This is a genomic window from Xenococcus sp. PCC 7305 (genome assembly GCF_000332055.1).
GTDB lineage: Bacteria > Cyanobacteriota > Cyanobacteriia > Cyanobacteriales > Xenococcaceae > Xenococcus.
The window spans coordinates 1-16,721 of record NZ_ALVZ01000224.1 but is presented as its reverse complement, the minus strand read 5'-3'; the positions used below and the strand labels follow the sequence as shown (position 1 = coordinate 16,721).

Genomic DNA, 16,721 nt, shown 5'->3' with positions numbered 1-16,721 from the left:
GATAAATTATGAATGATGAAATTGAGAACTGAATTTATAATTTGTCGTTTTTTAGGACAGGAGTATTGTCAAGTCAACAGCAAGTGAGATTATCAAGGTTTTGACATATGTTTAAGTTCAATCGTATTTTTTTGTCCATATTTCTATTTGCCATCACAATATCTTCAGAAACACTAGCCGAACCCCTAAGAGTGGGAGTTCCTGTTAAAGACTCTGAGCCTTTTGTGATTCAGCAAGATGACAAGCTCGAAGGAATGATGGTAGATATCTGGGAGAAAATTGCCCAAGAAAAAGCAATAGATTATGAATGGGTTCCCCAAGATAACTATGAAACTGCTATTGATGCGGTTAATCAAGGGGATCTAGACATTTTTCTTAATGCCAGTATCACACCTGAAAGATTAGAAAAAGTGGAATTTACCCTCCCAATTGGAGAGCTTGAGATTGTGGTAGTGACGCAATCCCAACCCCCTACATTATGGGATCGGATCAGACCATTTCTTGGTGTTGCGGCAATTTCTTCTCTCATCATATTAGTTATCTCAGTTTTTATTGTTGGCAACTTAATTTGGTTAGCCGAACGGAAAGCAAATTCCGAGCATTTCCCCCAAGATTATGGCCCTGGACTGAGAAATGGCATGTGGTTTGCCATGGTTACTCTCACCACAGTTGGATATGGAGATTTTGCTCCTGTTACAAATCTAGGACGTTTAGTATCTGCCGTTTGGATGTTGATTACATTATTGGCTTTATCCTCTATCACCGCAGGTTTAGCATCTGCTATTACTGTTTCTCTTTCCAATCAGTCTAAACCACGCTTCAGTGGGGTAGAAGATTTACAGGGAGCGAAAATTGCCACAGTTAGTGGATGGTCTAGTGCGATATGGGCAGATTATTATGGTGCAGATACTATTGAAGTAGCAACTTATGAAGAGGCTGTCAATTTGGTCGTTAAAAATAAGGCCGAGGGACTGATTGATAATGATGCTGACTTTATTTACCATCTAGGCCAAAATCCTGAATTAAATTTATCTATTGCTAACTTTTCTATAGCAACTGATTTGTATGGTTTTGCCTTACCCTTTGATAGTGAGTTAACTCATGAATTGGACGCTGTCATTATGCGCATGCGTCAGGATGGGGATATCAAGAAAATAGAAGCCAAATGGTTTCCTTAATAGCTTTTGGGAGATTAGCTAGACAAAAGACTTTAATTTAATACAAGTCTTTTGCCTACTGCAAAACGTTAGCTGCACTCTGATAATGCTTATTGTTTTAGACAATAATCGTTGATACTTTTGACTAAATTATTTTTCTTTTCCGCAACATCTTCGGCATCGTCACGAGCCGATCGCAAAGCCTGTAAATCTCTAGATTCTCTCGCTTTTACTGCACTATAGGTAGCTTGGGAATAACCTCGGTAAATATTTGCCAAACTACCTTGGTATTCTATTAATTGGGTATCTTTAATTTCTAAGTTTTCTATATCGCGGGCTGCTAGCTTCATAATTTCTGATGCTTCCAGCCAATTATTCAAATCTTGATCGCGATCGCTAGAACTCTCAGCAATGGTTTGGGTCTGCTCCGTAAAATCATTTGCCAAAGTAATCATTTGCTCACATTCAGTATATTTTTGAGGTTCACAAGCAACTATAAATACATTACTAATCCCCCCAAATATAATTAATAGATTACTCAGATTACTCTTCCCTAATAAGAAATTCTTCATGTAAACCAAATATGATTTTCTACTAAATATCCATTGTGCCTAGCTACTGAAGCATTAAAATAATGGAATGTGACGGACTTTAATTCCAAAGTAGAATCAAAATCCGTATGATTACAATAGTATTTATCTGGCTCTTCAAAACGCTCCACTTACTTGAATGTAAGTAGTATAATAAGGACTTGATAGCAGCTTAATGGATTAATTTAGTTTAGTACAATCTGCTTAAAACGTAATCAGTAAGTTCACCCAGAGCCAAAGCCGAGTCTGAAGGGGCAAGACAATCTAAATATTCCTTTGCTTGATGCGCGTGTTTTTTAGCAAGTTTTTTGGTTTTAGAAATCCCCTGGCTATCTTGTATCATTGCAAGAGCTTGTTCTAAATCATTTTCTTCGCTAAATTCTCGTTCAATGATAACTTCTAGATAGGGTTTTTCTTCCATAGCATAAATTACCGGTGCAGTTAGGTTGCCACTGACCAAATCAGAACCGGCAGGTTTTCCTAATACTTGAGTGGAGCCAGTAAAATCTAAAATGTCATCAACAATTTGAAAAGCCAAACCTAAATTTCGGCCATACTCATATAAGGCGACAGCTTTATCCTCATTTACTTCACTTAAAATCGCCGCTGCTTTAGCACTATTAGCGATCAAGGAAGCAGTTTTATAATAGCTTTTCTCAAGATATGCATCAAGGGAAATGCTCGTATCAAAGCGATTTAATCCCTGTAAAATTTCGCCCTCTGCAAAATCTCTAATGACTTCTGAAAGTAATTTGACCACTTCCAAATTGTCCAAATTAGCTAAGTACCAAGAAGATTGCGCAAATAAGAAATCCCCAGACAAAACAGCAATACGATTGTCAAATAGACTATTTACAGTAGGAACATTACGCCTTAGATCAGCTTCATCTAAGACATCATCATGAACTAAGCTTGCGGTATGAATCATTTCTGTGATTTCTGCCAGACGACGATGACGCTGAGTAATGTCTTCGCCTTGCACTGTTGCCCTAGCAACCAATAGGACAATGGCTGGTCTGATTCTTTTTCCCCCAGCATCGAAAAGATGCTCTGCGGCTGCTCTTAATATAGGATGACGGGCTCCTACCAACTGCTTCAGATTGTCAGTTAAGATATGGAGATCTCGTTCTACAGGTGCTAATAAAGAAGTAGTTGATATCATTTTTAAGCCAGACTTGGCAATTAATTTATTTAAGAAAGTTTACATTTCATTGTACTTATTTTAAGGGAAACTAACCTGAGAACCAAGATTAAAGAAAAAAATCCGTTATTATGTCTAAATTCTATTTTTTTGTGCTACAATCGCACGTAAGGATTTAAAAAATAAACATTGTAACGTAACGACTTATTTGCCCAGCATAATTGCCTAAAAGTCACACTGAAAATACTAGAGGTTTGGTTTTGTGCGCATTGTGGGCAGCAGGTCATGTTACTTGGTTCGTATGGGTAGCGCCGAAAGCTCCTGTTGAGTGTAGGTGGTTCCTATTAGCCTAGAGATTAGAACTATTTGCTAGTCTCCGGAGAAATTTTAAATTGAATAAGGTGTGGGGAAGGGTAAACAAAATAACGTTTTACCACTGTACCGAGTGGAATTGACTGCGATTTGCAGCGTCTTGATTTTTGCCGTAGCTGATTTCTTTGGTTTCTGCTTGGCTATCTTGGGTTGCAAAGCGACATTTTTGGTGCGTCTTGTATCTTTATCTTTTTGGCAAACTCATTTTTTCTTCTCATCTCATGCAATACGTAGACTTCCCATTGTTGATTTTGTTGTTGTCAGCTATATATTTAACAGCCATTTACGGCGCATTGAAGTTAGCAGAAAGGCATCCTCAAGAGGATAATTCATCTTCTGTATCGATCAATACCGAACAACAAGTATAAAGAAAAAAACATATAGAGAGAATATCTTGCTTGCCTATAATATTGGGCAGTAAGGATTCGCTCTTTTTGCACATACTACGAGGATAGATTCCTAGCGGTAAAAAATCCGATAAGGGCTCATTTGCTATGTTATCTGTTATCTATTCCGAGGAGTTTCTCCAACATAAAACAGGATTGTCTCATCCTGAATCTCCAGAACGTTTAATCGCAATAGTGAAAGCTTTGTCTGAGGTTCCATGGCAATCTCAGATTAGGTGGTGTCTACCTAGCCCCATCACAAAAAGGGATGTCCTTAGGTATATTCGGCAAGTTCATACCCCAGAACATATTGCTAGGATTGGGGAGATTGCCTCAACAGGTACAAAATATTTAACTCCTGATACCCCAGTATCCCAGCGTAGTTATGAAATTGCTTTGCTCGCCGTAAATGCCTGGCTAGATGGAGTTGACCTTGTGTGGGAAAACCAAGCTGCTGCATTCGTCTTAGCCCGTCCTCCTGGTCATCATGCCACTAAGGATCAGGCAATGGGTTTTTGTTTATTTTCCAATGCTGCGATCGCAGCAAACTATGCTTTAACCAAGCCAGGAATTGAGCGAGTAGCGATTGTCGATTGGGATGTCCATCATGGCAACGGCACAGAAGATATTGTGTGGGACAATCCTCAGTTAATTTATTGTTCGATGCATCAACATCCCTGTTATCCAGGCACCGGAGCTAGTAACGATCGCGGAAAGCATAATAATGTTTTAAATTTACCCATGGCTCCTGATAGCACAATAGATGATTATCGGCCAGTTTTTGAGTCTCAACTCATTCCTTTTCTTGAGAATTTTCAACCTGATTTATTGATAGTTAGTGCGGGTTACGATGCCAATCACCAAGATCCTTTGGCAAGCATTTCTTTGCAACCTCCTGACTATGGTTTTTTTACTAAATGTTTAACCAAGATCACCCCCAAAATTGTCTTGGGACTGGAAGGCGGCTATCACCTGCAAGCTTTAGCCGATTCTGTGGTGGCAACTTTATCTAGCTTAATCCCTTGAGAAGAAGAGTCACTGTAAGCTATAAGCTTACAGTTTTGAAATTATAGATTATTCCTCTTCATCCCCTTCTTCCCCTTCACCATCAGCAGCTGGGGGTACTAATGCCACAGCGGCGATCGCATCATCATTATCCAGTCTTTGGACTCGAACTCCTGTAGCACTTCGCGATTGCAAGGAAATAGCATCCACCACTTGACGAATAATAATGCCTCGATTGGTGACAATCATAAATTCATCGGCGGGGTTAACGACATGAATCGCCGCTAAGCGATCGCTTTGGGACTTAAACTTAATGGCTCGGACGCCCATTCCTGCACGATTTTGCAGGCGAAATTTGGAAACGGAAACCCTTTTTCCATAACCATTAGTGGTAATTGCTAGTAACCAAGGTGCTAAGGTCGCTTCCTCTGAGATGATTTCTTCGGTCTCATCATCCTCATCATCATCCTGGCTAGCATCAAGGCTTGCGGCCACTTGAGAAGGGAGAATATCCATGCTGATCAGCTCATCATCCCCCTTCAATTTCATAGACTTAACTCCTTTGGTCGCTCTGCCCAAGGGACGTAATTGCTGATGGTCAACTTTAAAATGAATCGCCATGCCATTATGAGTCCCAATGATAATGCTGTCTTCTGGCTTAGCGAGTCTGACCCATCTCAGTTGGTCGCCTTCTTCGAGAGATATAGCAATTAAACCATTAGAACGAATAGATTTAAATGCTGAAAGGGCAGTTTTCTTAATATTACCCTTGCGAGTCAACATTACAAGATATTCTTCTTCGGTAAACTCGACCACCGAAACGACAGAAGTAATTTTTTCTTCCTGGGAAATGGGCAACATTTGCAACAAAGGTGTGCCCCGAGAAGTTCGAGAGGCAGTGGGGATTTGGTAGGCAGGAAGGGAATAGACAACCCCACGATCGCTAAAAAATAGGAGCGTATTATGATCACAACAGGTAATAAAATGCTCGATCGCATCATCCTCTTTAATTTTTGCCCCGGCTTTACCCCTAGTGGCTCGGTTCTGGGCATCAAAAGTGCTCACCGGCATTCTTTTGACATAACCGTGCTCTGTAAGCAAAATCACAGCTTGTTCGTTGGCAATTAGGTCAATATCAAGGAGCTCACCTTCTCCTTGAATAATTTCGGTACGACGAGGAGTGGCATGGGCGTTTTTGACATTAGTAACTTCTTCGACAATAATCGCTTCAATCCGTTCTCTTTTAGCTAAGATGTCCTGAAAATCAGTGATTTGCAGTTGTAAATCCTCATGCTCACCCTGAATTTTCTCAGCTTCCAAGGCTGTTAAGCGCCGTAGTTGCATTTGTAAAATAGCATCGGCCTGCACAACAGATAGTTCTAATTGCCCCATCAATTCTTCTTTGGCGGTGGCAGTGTCTGCTGCATGACGAATCAATTCAATTACCCGATCAATGCTCTGTAGGGCAATCAATAAGCCCTGGAGGAGATGATCTCTTTCTTCCGCTTTGCGTAACAGATATTGGGTGCGTCGGGTAATAGTTTCAATGCGGAATTGAATAAAAACTTCCAAGAACTTTTTGATCGATAGGAGTTGGGGTTCACCTCCTACCAAGGCCAACATATTGGCCCCAAAATTCGATTGCACAGGGGTTTGTTTGAAAAGATTGTTGAGCACCACCCGAGGATAAGCATCTCGTTTCAATTCAATCACAATTCGCATGCCATTGCGATCGCTTTCATCTCGGATATCAGAAATCCCGTCAATCCTTTTATCATTAACTAAATCAGCAATTTTCTCGATGAGAGAAGCCTTATTAGTTTGATAGGGCAGCTGGGTTATGATAATCGCTTCTTTTTCCTGTCTACCCTTGGGATGAATCGTTTCAATGTCGGCGACCCCGCGCATTGTGATCGAACCGCGCCCGGTAGTGTAAGCTTCTTTAATTCCAGAGCGCCCCAAAATTTGTCCTCCTGTGGGGAAATCGGGGCCTGGGATATATTGCATCAATTCCAAGTCGGTAATCTCAGGATTGGTAATCAGGGCGATCGCACCATCGATTAATTCTCCCAAATTATGGGGAGGAATATTGGTCGCCATGCCCACGGCAATCCCCGAAGAACCATTCAGTAGTAGTTGAGGAATCCTCGCTGGCAAAACAACAGGCTCTTGTTGTGAACCATCAAAGTTATCGGCAAAACCAACTGTGTCCGACTCGATGTCTCGCAAAAGTGCATCTGTGGCCAAAGATTGTAAGCGACATTCGGTATAACGCATTGCCGCCGGAGGATCGTTATCAATCGAGCCGAAGTTACCATGCCCATTAATTAGAGGGCTGCGCATCGAAAAATCCTGCGCCATCCGGACCAAAGCATCATAAACTGCTGTATCACCATGGGGATGATATTTACCCAATACTTCCCCCACAACTCTGGCACATTTACGAAACGGACGTTCTGGTGTCAGTCCCAACTCGTACATAGCGTAGAGAATACGACGGTGGACTGGCTTCAAACCATCCCGAGCATCAGGTAAAGCTCGCCCCACAATGACACTCATTGCATACTCAAGATAAGAGCGAGACATTTCGTTACTCAGATCCGTAGGAATGATCCGTTCCTGGGAAGATGTCATAGAATAAAAAACTCCAAAAACAGGCAAAAATTAGATTTATTAGCCAAAAATCAGTTTTTAATGATTAACTTGATCGGTAATTTTCTTTATAATGGCTTTTAATCTCTAAATTCTACCATAAATAACCATCATATTAAGAACAGAGAAACGAAGTACTGCTCCTGGTTCCTCATTGCTAATTCATGGTTCCTGGGTTTAGAGTGTTTTCAAAACCTGGCTAGTTTGAATCAACCAATTATCACCTTTTTTAATCAATTGGTAACGCACTAGAAGATTATCGTCATAGGATTGGGAGGAGTTTAGTTTTGAACCTTGATAATGCTGGGCAACTTCTTGAACCTCAGCTTCTACTGTTGCCAGGTTAGGTTTTTTGGGGTCGAAGACTACTGAGCTGATTTTTAGATTATGTTGGTAATTGCGATAAGTATTAGTTTGTTGATAGTAGCGAGCTGTATTACTCCATTTCGTCAGCAAATCAGGGGCCAAGATACCATTGAGCTTATCTATTTGATGGGATTTACCTAATGCGGCCGATTTACTATCAAGCCATTTTTGAATTACTTGTTGTGCTGAGGCATCATCAAAAACTGGAAGAGCTGGCTTTGCTTGGGCAATCTCAGGGTTTGTCAGGCCAGATGAGTTTGTTTCGGCAATTGTGCTCTCCGCTGGTGCTGAATTAAGAGTTGTCTCGGCAATTTCAGGCGAATCGCGGTTAATGGTTTGTCTGGTGATGAGAAAACCCAAAGCACCCAGGCCAAAGATTAGACCCATGAGCAGCATGCCACTTTTGAGAAGGATGAGCCATAAAGGTGATTTATATCTAGTTTGAGATCTCTGTTGGAATCCCTTCGGCGGCGAAGTTGCCTGCCCAGGAGGATAGTTTCCCTTCTGGGCCGCTAAAGTATGAGAGCGTTGCCCATTGTTTGAAGGATGACGTTCTAGAGTTGCGGTTGAAGTCTGATTAACATTCGAAGAATGCTCTGATATTGTGTTTGCTCCTTGTAGTTGTGCTTTTTCTGCCAATTGCTTGGGTTTTCCCCAGGAGAAAAAGTTGCGACTTTGTTTGGTCTTTGCTCTGGTTTTTTCCTTTGCTATCAGAGTTTTTTGAGACTCTTTCACCATCATAGGGGTGATCGGTGCTAATTGTTCTAAGTACTCTTGGACTTGGAGATTGCTGAAATAGTCATCGAGAGTGAGCTCCTGTTTTTTTAAATCCCAAAATTGCGATACCACATCTTCTTGTAGCCATTTTTCCCCATAGAAGCAGATTCCCGTCAATATATCAGGACTGTCTTGGGAACGTTGCTTGATGGCTGTGACTATTTTTGATTCTGGACTGTTTTCGACCGCAGCGATCGCCTGTTCGGTTTGACCTAATAATAAGTGACAGATCGATTGTTCCCAGGAGATATCTTGAGTTTGACTTAAGGGGTTTAATAATTGTTGTGCTTCCAAAATCAATTGGGGTTTTTGATGAATATAGCCTCTAGCTATCAGGGCATAAACAGCTAGAAAGCCTGCCACACCTGAACCTCTTTTAGCTTCGGCAACAAATAATTTTTGTTGTTCTTGGGCTGTCAGATGGCCTCTCAACTGTTGAATGAAATGGAGAAACTCTTCTAAGGTAAGTCCGGAATAGTCATTCCCTTTGCCCTCAATGCCTTGCCTTTGACGAATCATTTCTTGGAGTAGTTGCAATCCCCTAAGTCTTTCTGGGGAATTACTGGGACTTTTGGCCAATAACTCCAGGATACGGTAGGGTTTGAGCTTATGAACATCCATTTCAATTTCAGCTTTGAGTGTGGGAAATAATTGTTCGGTTTCTAAAAGATTGATGCCCATTTGACCAGAAATCGCGGCATTTTCATATTTATTACGACGCCATTGTTCTCGACTCAATTCTAGATAAGACAATACAACCGAAAGAATGATATCTTCCTTTTCCGGGTTATTTTCTGTTTGGTCTTCTTCGACTTTTTCAATTGTGCTTTCTGTGGCGATCGCAGGCTCGGAGTAAATAGTGTTATTTAGATAATCTACCCCTAATCTCAATATGAGTTCATATTCGGCTAACTCATAATAAATTAATAATGCTCCAGCAAATAATGCGGTTGGTATTTCTATAGAAGGGCTAATCGCAGTAGTTGCTTCTTCGGGAATTGTCGAAAGTTGAACTTGAGGGGAGGGCTTTTCGGTTGAAGATTCGAGCTCACTATCAGGGTTGTCCTGGAGCTCTCCATTGTCCCCATTTTCTTCATCGCTTTCACTGATTGTGGTGAAGAATTTTGCATCATAGGCTGCTCTTTGAGATTCATCGGAAAGAACTTGATGAGCTTTTTCGAGCAACTTCTGACGAGCTGCGATCGCAAATTGGCTATATTCTCGACGAGGTTCTTGTTGAGCGCGATCGGCAAAAGACTTGTCAACTTGCTCTTGAGTGGCTTTAATAGGTACACTGAGTATTCTGTAATAATCTAAAGTAATCTGCACAGTTCGATTTCTCCGTCCCCGATTAATCTATTTTTACCTGTAAAAAATTCTAAAATTGCTTCCCGACTCGCTATAAACCCCTAAGCTGGTCAAATATCCCTGCAACTAGCTAATCTCGTAATTCTCACCTACTAATTTGAAATTTTTTTACGACATTTTCACAATGATGTCCAAGATTCTAACTAAGTAATTTTAAGTTGTGCAAAATACTTAGCAATAATTTAAGAAAAAGATACATTGGGGATGAGGGATGAGGGATGAGGGATGAGGAAAGATTTGTAAGATATGGAAAGTGATCAATTAAAGATTATTGTTTTGGATGATGATCCGACGGGTTCACAAACTGTTCATGGTTGCCTGTTATTGATGAAATGGGATGTCGAAACTTTAAGATTGGGCTTGCGAGATGAAGTGCCAATTTTCTTTGTTTTAACCAATACTAGAGCGATCGCGCCTAGTCAGGCAGCCATTGTCACGCAAGAAGTTTGCTGTAATCTGAAAGCTGCTCTAGAAGCCGAAAACATGACTAATTTTCTCGTTATTAGTCGTTCTGATTCCACTTTAAGGGGACATTACCCCCTAGAGACTGATGTGATAGCTCAGGAATTAGGGGATTTCGATGCTCATTTTCTAACTCCTGCTTTTTTTGAAGGTGGCAGGGTAACGCTTAATAGTACTCATTATGTATTAGTAGATGGTAAAAAAATTCCAGTAAGCGAGACTGAGTTTGCTCGCGATTCCCGATTTAGTTTTAGTCATAGCTATTTGCCTGATTATGTCGCCGAGAAAACCCGCGGAAAAATTGCCCCAGAAGAAGTAATCACGATCCAAAGAGAAGATATATATTCAGAAGAGCTCATTACTCAACTACTGACTCTGCAAAATAACGCTTGTGTCGTTGTGGATGGAGAAACTCAAGAAGATTTTGAGCGATTTATAGCTGCTCTTAGTATCGCAACAAACCAAGGCAAACGCTTTCTATTTCGCTCTGCCGCTAGCCTAATTACATCCCTCGCTAAACTAGGTCAACAACCAGTAAGCGCTGAAGCAATGGCTGACTATAAAAAGCACCAAAACCCAGGAGTGGTTTTAGTCGGCTCTCATGTCCAGAAAACAACACAGCAATTGGAACAACTTTTAAAGCAATCCTCAACTGTGGGAATTGAAATTGAGGTAGAGCTTGTGCGAGATAATCCTGAAGCTAAAGCCATAATTTTGCAGAAAACTCTCGATCGGGTTTGGCAAGTCTGGCAACAAGGAAAAACCCCTGTAATTTTTACTAGCAGACAGGAGGTAATTCTGCCCGATTCTCAAGAAAATATCAATTTTGGCAAAACTATTTCTAATCTCTTGATGGATATTGTGGGCGGCTTACCTTCCGATATCGGATTTATCATTAGTAAAGGTGGGATCACATCCAATAACCTACTGAGTAAGGGCTTAGCCTTGACTACTGTGCGTTTGCTTGGTCAAATATTGCCTGGCTGTTGTGTAGTTCGCACTGCGGCTACCCATGAAAAGTTTTCCAGTTTGCCTGTAGTTTTATTTCCAGGAAATGTTGGCGATGAGCAAAGTTTAGTGACTGCATGGCAGAGAATTAACAAAAATAGTAGTCAGAGCAACATTTAAGACTAGTAGACGTGGGCGTAAATACAACACCAATGCAAAAAGCTTGAAATCCCTGTGATAAAAAACTTTTGACTTTTGACTTTTGACTTTTGACTTCCGCGTAGCGGCACTAGTTCAAAAATAATACTAGTCAAGAGTTCCTGAGAAACGTTAACATAAGTTAACAACTGTAATATTTTTAAGTAAAACTATCTGAGACCCTCATTAGAGCGGCTCGCTACAATAAAAATCGAGATTTAAATTCCTCATAACAAGCCAAAGGGAGGCTATAAAGCGTGAGCAAAAACAATAACAAAAAATGGCGGAATGCAGGGCTATATGTACTACTGGCGATCGTGGTCATAGCTTTGGGTACAGCCTTTTTAGATCAGAAACCTCAAAGTCAACAAAGATGGGCTTACAGTAAGCTAATTGATGAAGTTCAAAACAATAAGGTTGAGATAGTTCAAATTAGTGCAGACCGTACTAAGGCTAGAGTTACCGACCTTATGGGGAATCCGATCTTGGTTAATTTACCCAATGATCCTGAGCTAATTGATATCTTGATGAAAAATGATGTTGACATCGCTGTGTTACCTGAAAGTGACCAAGGCGCTTGGTTTGGTATCCTTAGCAGTCTCTTTTTCCCCATCTTGTTATTAGTCGGTTTATTTTTCCTACTCAGAAGAGCCCAAAGTGGCCCAGGATCTCAAGCAATGAATTTTGGGAAATCGAAAGCTAGAGTTCAGATGGAGCCAAAAACTCAAGTAACTTTTGGTGATGTAGCTGGAATTGAACAAGCGAAACTTGAGCTTACTGAAGTTGTTGATTTCCTTAAAAATGCTGATCGCTTTACTGCTATTGGAGCAAAAATTCCTAAGGGTGTTCTTTTAGTTGGCCCTCCAGGAACAGGTAAAACTCTTTTAGCTAAGGCTGTCGCTGGGGAAGCTGGGGTACCTTTTTTCAGCATTTCTGGTTCTGAATTTGTAGAAATGTTTGTTGGTGTGGGTGCTTCTCGGGTTCGTGATTTGTTTGAACAAGCCAAAACTAATGCTCCTTGTATCGTATTCATCGATGAGATTGACGCTGTTGGTCGTCAACGGGGTGCTGGTTTAGGTGGAGGTAATGATGAGAGAGAACAAACTCTTAACCAATTACTGACCGAAATGGATGGATTTGAAGGCAATACTGGTATTATCCTGATTGCGGCGACTAACCGTCCTGATGTCCTTGACGCTGCATTATTACGTCCTGGTCGTTTTGATCGCCAGGTAGTAGTAGACCGCCCTGATTATTCAGGTCGTACAGAAATTTTAAATGTTCATTCTCGTGGTAAAACTCTTTCTAAAGATGTTGACCTCGATAAAATAGCTCGTCGAACTCCTGGGTTTACTGGGGCTGATTTAGCTAACTTACTTAATGAAGCAGCAATCCTGGCCGCTCGTCGTAATTTGACGGAAATCTCTATGGACGAAGTTAATGATGCGATTGATCGCGTATTAGCAGGGCCAGAGAAGAAAAACCGTGTTATGAGCGAAAAACGCAAAGAACTAGTGGCTTACCATGAAGCTGGTCACGCTTTAGTTGGTGCCTTAATGCCTGATTATGATCCTGTGCAAAAAATCAGCATTATTCCCCGCGGCCGTGCTGGTGGTTTGACTTGGTTCACTCCTAGCGAAGATCGTATGGAATCTGGGTTGTATTCTCGTTCCTATCTGCAAAACCAAATGGCAGTTGCTTTAGGTGGTCGTTTGGCAGAAGAAATCATTTTTGGTGAAGAAGAAGTAACTACTGGGGCTTCTAATGACTTGCAACAAGTAACTAGAGTGGCTCGTCAAATGGTTACTCGCTTTGGGATGAGCGATCGCTTGGGGCCTGTAGCTTTGGGTCGTCAAAATGGCAATGTGTTCTTGGGTCGTGATATCGCTAGCGATCGCGATTTCTCCGATGAAACTGCTTCGGCGATCGATGAAGAGATTCGCAACTTAGTTGACCAAGCTTATCGTCGGGCTAAAGAAGTCCTAGTGGAAAATCGTTCTATTCTAGACAGATTAGCCGAAATGTTAGTTGACAAAGAAACTGTAGATTCTGATGAATTACAAGATCTTTTAGCTAGCAACGACGTGAAAATGGCAACGTTAGCTTAAATAGCTTTGCGATTAGCTTTAATATCTAAGCTCTAAGCTTTGTATCTTTGCTTTTCACTATATCAAAAGACTTTCAGCACATTCTTTTATTAGAGTGTGCTTTTTTGATGGATTATTTAGAGGAGGTAGGCGTAAAGTAAGCTATATAGCAACAAAGAGCAAAAAGCCGACATATCCATATCCCTTAGTGAGAGACAGACAGTTCTGCTTTCGAGAACGGTGAATAGGGAATAGGGAATAGGGAACACTCTCCGAAAATTAAAATGAGAAGAAATAAGATTATCATTGGCTGGGAGCTATGAGAGGGCTATTAAAAATGGAGATTTTACGGAGGTGAAATAATGAGAGAATCTATTGCAGAGTCAATTACTTCTACTGTTAAAGATCTGAATAAAAGTGGATTAGTAGATGAGATAACTATGAAAAATATAGAAAATCTCTGTTTGCCTGAAATTGAAGAATATCATTCCGAAAAAATTGTTAATATCAGGAAAAAGTTTTAAGTGTAAAGAATTGGGATTAATTTTAGATTATTGGGACAGAGTAAGTCTCAATTTCTGAAATATTTAAGAGTTTTTTATCATTGGTTAGTAAAGGTGATTTTAACCTCAGAGCGGTGGCAGCAATAATAGCATCTGGGACTTTGAGCTGGTATTTTTTCCGTAGTGCGATCGTTTCTTTTTTAATCGAATTTCTTAGTTCAATGACGGTTGTTTGAGCAATAAAATTTTCAAGAATTGTGATTTCATCGGCCTGGATTTTCGGATAAGAGAGTAATTCTATTTCTGTGATGATGGAGATCGCATACTGCTTCTTTTCTAAGGGCTTTTGTAAACGATTCCCTAGATGGTATAAAACCACATTAGTATCTAATACCAGAAAAGGATTACCATTCACTGCGAATATTTTCCTGAAAGGTTAAGGGGTCTTCAGTGAGGTTTAATTTTCCAGCATACTCTGCTAGATTGCTTGTGGGTTTAGCATTAGCAAGAATCTCTTGGAGTTCTTCATCTTGAGGTGATTTGGGTTTTGGGGTAGCAAATGAGACTTTAAGCTGGAGATCTTGATCTATTAAATCTGTGGGGATATCCAGATGTATCATGCCGTCCGAGTCAGTATGGACTTGAATTTGTATTTCTTGGTTTGGAGTCATGCGAGTTATTTTGCACTATATATCTTATTTTATCAGTGAAAATAATTGCGAAATTTCAGGTCATGCTCAGTCTAATGGCATAAAAGAACATTATAATTAATATCTAAACTAAAATTCTAAATTCTCCTATCATAAGATGTAAGAGAAAATTTTTGTGGCGATCGCCTGACAACTCTCAAATAATCGAAAGCACTCTTATTTGCACAAGCTTATGGAACCAATAACTCTATCAGCGGTGACAGCGATCGCGACTCTAGCTTTTCAAAAATATCTAGAAACTAGTTTCGATGAATTAAGTACTAAATTTAATTCAGTGGCGATCGATAAGATGGATCAACTCCGTAAAATGATTTGGCAAAAATTACGGGGTAATTCGGATGCAGAAAATGCTCTAAAAAATATTGAAGAAGGTACGGAACAAGATTTATCAGAAGTGGCGACTTATCTAAAAGCCGCTCTGAATAAAGATCCAGAATTTACTTCTCAAGTTCAAACAATTGCCCAAGAAATTAATGCTGGGAAACTTCAAGATAATAGCCCAATAACACAGAATATTTCTGACAATGGTACAGGCATAATTGCAACAGCTGAGGGAGAAAGTACCCAGTATATCGCTAAGGAGATGCATTTCCATGGCAAAGATAATTGACTGGAGTCGTCCGATTGGGAACGGACAAAGTTAAATCCCCCACAAAATATTCCTCGACGTAGTACTGATAAGTTTGTCGGTAGACAAGAAGAATTAATTCGTCTTAGTCAACAATTACAAGAAAAAAATCAGGTAACTATTGCCCATATTGAAGGTATGGGAGGAATTGGGAAAACTGAACTCGCGATCGTTTATTCTTTAACCAATTTGCAATGTAATACTTATCCAGGCGGGATTTGTTGGTTATTTTGCCGAGATCAAGATATTGGTTTACAAATAGTAAATTTTGCTCGTAATTATTTAGGTCTAACTCCTCCAGAAGATCTTGAGTTATTAGAGCAGGTTACTTGGTGTTGGCAGCGTTGGAACAAGGGAAATACATTAATAGTTCTGGATGATGTTACCGATTACGAAAAGATTGAATCCTATTTACCGCCACAATCATCACAATTTAAAGTTTTAGTTACTACAAGACTTAAGTTAGAGCTAGCTAATTCTCTGTATTTGCAAGTTCTATCGGAGTCGGAATCACTAGAATTACTTTCTGAATTAATTGGTTCAGAGAAGGTAAATTTGGAATTAGCTACGGCGAAGGAACTGTGTCAGCAGTTTTTTGTCTAACAATGATAACGATCTCGAATATATCGATTGTAGTATGTTCCTTTTGAGCTGGCGGAAAGAAATCCATCAAAGATACGTTGTGGCACTCGGCAAAATGTATAAGTACCGCTGTCGTGAAAATTAATTTGCATTCGACGAGTTAGTGAATCATAACCGATGGCACATATTGCCGATGAGCGAACTGGAATCATATTCATGCTAAAAAACTCCAAATTACTATTCTATTTCGCTTAAAGATTGTTGAGAAATTTCCTCTTGTCCGTAAACATCAATAATCTTTGGTCTTAAATAGACCTCTTGCATAATTAATTGAGCGTATTTCTATAAACCCCTGAGCATAATGTACATAGCGATTTTGCATAATCGCTGAAACGACGAAAATTCGTATTTTTGCAAGAGGTCTAATCAATTGAACATAGTTTCATTTCAAATTAGATTGCTAAATCTAAACCAGTGGACGCGGGTGTAAATAACCTGAGTTCGACAAGATGAAACCAAGACCATACGCGATCGCTAAAAAATAAATTGCGCTCAGCAAAGCTTGGCGCTTTGTGCGTCATGAGATTTAAAATGGATTAGGCTCTATCTTCTAGCTGCTGAATCAGGGTTAAAAAACAGTAGGAGGGAGAGCCGATAAAGCTTTGGGCTCTAGATCAAGAGAAGGTTTCTGCGGGAAATAAGAGTAAGCTACTAATCCAGCCAGAAGATTCACCAGAAAATTCCAGATACTCCTGTGTCTTGAATGCTCTATTTGAGAAATATTTTTGA

15 protein-coding genes and 1 pseudogene are annotated in these 16,721 nt (G+C 40.1%); 7 read left to right on the top strand and 9 right to left on the bottom strand.

All coding sequences use genetic code 11. The features are described 5' to 3' along the window. Positions 1 to 107 precede the first annotated feature (107 nt). Positions 108 to 1,178, top strand: a complete 1,071-nt coding sequence (locus XEN7305_RS21375; RefSeq protein WP_006511606.1) for a transporter substrate-binding domain-containing protein — start codon at positions 108 to 110, stop codon at positions 1,176 to 1,178. 89 nt (positions 1,179 to 1,267) lie between these two features. Here XEN7305_RS21375 and XEN7305_RS21370 read toward each other — a convergent pair whose 3' ends face one another. Further along, on the bottom strand, positions 1,268 to 1,729 hold the full coding sequence (locus XEN7305_RS21370) for a hypothetical protein (protein WP_006511605.1): 462 nt from the start codon (positions 1,727 to 1,729) through the stop codon (positions 1,268 to 1,270). 208 nt (positions 1,730 to 1,937) lie between these two features. Then, positions 1,938 to 2,909, bottom strand: a complete 972-nt coding sequence (gene sds, locus XEN7305_RS21365; protein WP_006511604.1) for a solanesyl diphosphate synthase — start codon at positions 2,907 to 2,909, stop codon at positions 1,938 to 1,940. Between the two features lie 845 nt (positions 2,910 to 3,754). Here sds and XEN7305_RS21360 point away from each other — a divergent pair. Beyond that, on the top strand, positions 3,755 to 4,672 hold the full coding sequence (locus tag XEN7305_RS21360; protein WP_006511603.1) for a histone deacetylase: 918 nt from the start codon (positions 3,755 to 3,757) through the stop codon (positions 4,670 to 4,672). A gap of 48 nt (positions 4,673 to 4,720) precedes the next feature. Here XEN7305_RS21360 and gyrA read toward each other — a convergent pair whose 3' ends face one another. Further along, the gene (gene gyrA, locus XEN7305_RS21355; RefSeq protein WP_006511602.1) at positions 4,721 to 7,285 is read right to left on the bottom strand and encodes a DNA gyrase subunit A; all 2,565 of its coding nucleotides are present in this window, start codon (positions 7,283 to 7,285) and stop codon (positions 4,721 to 4,723) included. Positions 7,286 to 7,480: 195 nt separating this feature from the next. Next, a complete protein-coding gene (locus XEN7305_RS21350; protein ID WP_006511601.1) occupies positions 7,481 to 9,775 on the bottom strand; it encodes an IMS domain-containing protein in 2,295 nt (764 codons plus the stop codon). 285 nt (positions 9,776 to 10,060) lie between these two features. Between XEN7305_RS21350 and XEN7305_RS21345 the strand changes: the two genes are divergently transcribed. The 3 genes from XEN7305_RS21345 to XEN7305_RS21335 all read left to right on the top strand — a co-directional run bounded on the left by XEN7305_RS21345 (position 10,061) and on the right by XEN7305_RS21335 (position 14,033). Beyond that, on the top strand, positions 10,061 to 11,404 hold the full coding sequence (locus tag XEN7305_RS21345; RefSeq protein WP_006511600.1) for a four-carbon acid sugar kinase family protein: 1,344 nt from the start codon (positions 10,061 to 10,063) through the stop codon (positions 11,402 to 11,404). Between the two features lie 275 nt (positions 11,405 to 11,679). Then, entirely contained in the window at positions 11,680 to 13,530 is a 1,851-nt protein-coding gene (gene ftsH3, locus XEN7305_RS21340) for an ATP-dependent zinc metalloprotease FtsH3 (RefSeq protein ID WP_006511599.1), read from the top strand. 341 nt (positions 13,531 to 13,871) lie between these two features. Continuing rightward, positions 13,872 to 14,033 (top strand): hypothetical protein, encoded by a 162-nt coding sequence (locus XEN7305_RS21335; RefSeq protein WP_006511598.1) that lies wholly within the window; start codon positions 13,872 to 13,874, stop codon positions 14,031 to 14,033. Positions 14,034 to 14,055: 22 nt separating this feature from the next. On the opposite strand, the gene XEN7305_RS21330 is transcribed toward XEN7305_RS21335, so the two are convergent. Then, a complete protein-coding gene (locus XEN7305_RS21330) occupies positions 14,056 to 14,427 on the bottom strand; it encodes a type II toxin-antitoxin system VapC family toxin (protein WP_006511597.1) in 372 nt (123 codons plus the stop codon). Continuing rightward, the gene (locus XEN7305_RS21325) at positions 14,417 to 14,683 is read right to left on the bottom strand and encodes a hypothetical protein (RefSeq protein WP_006511596.1); all 267 of its coding nucleotides are present in this window, start codon (positions 14,681 to 14,683) and stop codon (positions 14,417 to 14,419) included. Before XEN7305_RS21325 ends, XEN7305_RS21330 begins: the two co-directional genes overlap by 11 nt. A 211-nt stretch (positions 14,684 to 14,894) precedes the next feature. Here XEN7305_RS21325 and XEN7305_RS21320 point away from each other — a divergent pair, with 211 nt between their 5' ends. Beyond that, on the top strand, positions 14,895 to 15,332 hold the full coding sequence (locus XEN7305_RS21320; RefSeq protein ID WP_006511595.1) for a hypothetical protein: 438 nt from the start codon (positions 14,895 to 14,897) through the stop codon (positions 15,330 to 15,332). Then, positions 15,333 to 15,953: an NB-ARC domain-containing protein gene (locus XEN7305_RS21315; RefSeq protein WP_202951313.1), complete on the top strand. Its 621-nt coding sequence runs from the start codon at positions 15,333 to 15,335 to the stop codon at positions 15,951 to 15,953. It abuts the gene before it with no gap. On the opposite strand, the gene XEN7305_RS30405 is transcribed toward XEN7305_RS21315, so the two are convergent. From XEN7305_RS30405 to XEN7305_RS21310, 3 genes and pseudogenes are all read right to left on the bottom strand, one after another. Then, complete coding sequence (locus XEN7305_RS30405) at positions 15,950 to 16,150, bottom strand: KTSC domain-containing protein (RefSeq protein ID WP_006511593.1); 201 nt, start codon at positions 16,148 to 16,150, stop codon at positions 15,950 to 15,952. The two genes, XEN7305_RS21315 and XEN7305_RS30405, sit on opposite strands and share 4 nt — an antisense overlap. A 234-nt stretch (positions 16,151 to 16,384) precedes the next feature. Then, positions 16,385 to 16,513, bottom strand: a complete 129-nt coding sequence (locus tag XEN7305_RS30075) for a hypothetical protein (protein WP_255325074.1) — start codon at positions 16,511 to 16,513, stop codon at positions 16,385 to 16,387. 47 nt (positions 16,514 to 16,560) lie between these two features. Beyond that, positions 16,561 to 16,721: pseudogene (locus XEN7305_RS21310) on the bottom strand (IS982 family transposase); the annotation flags it as partial.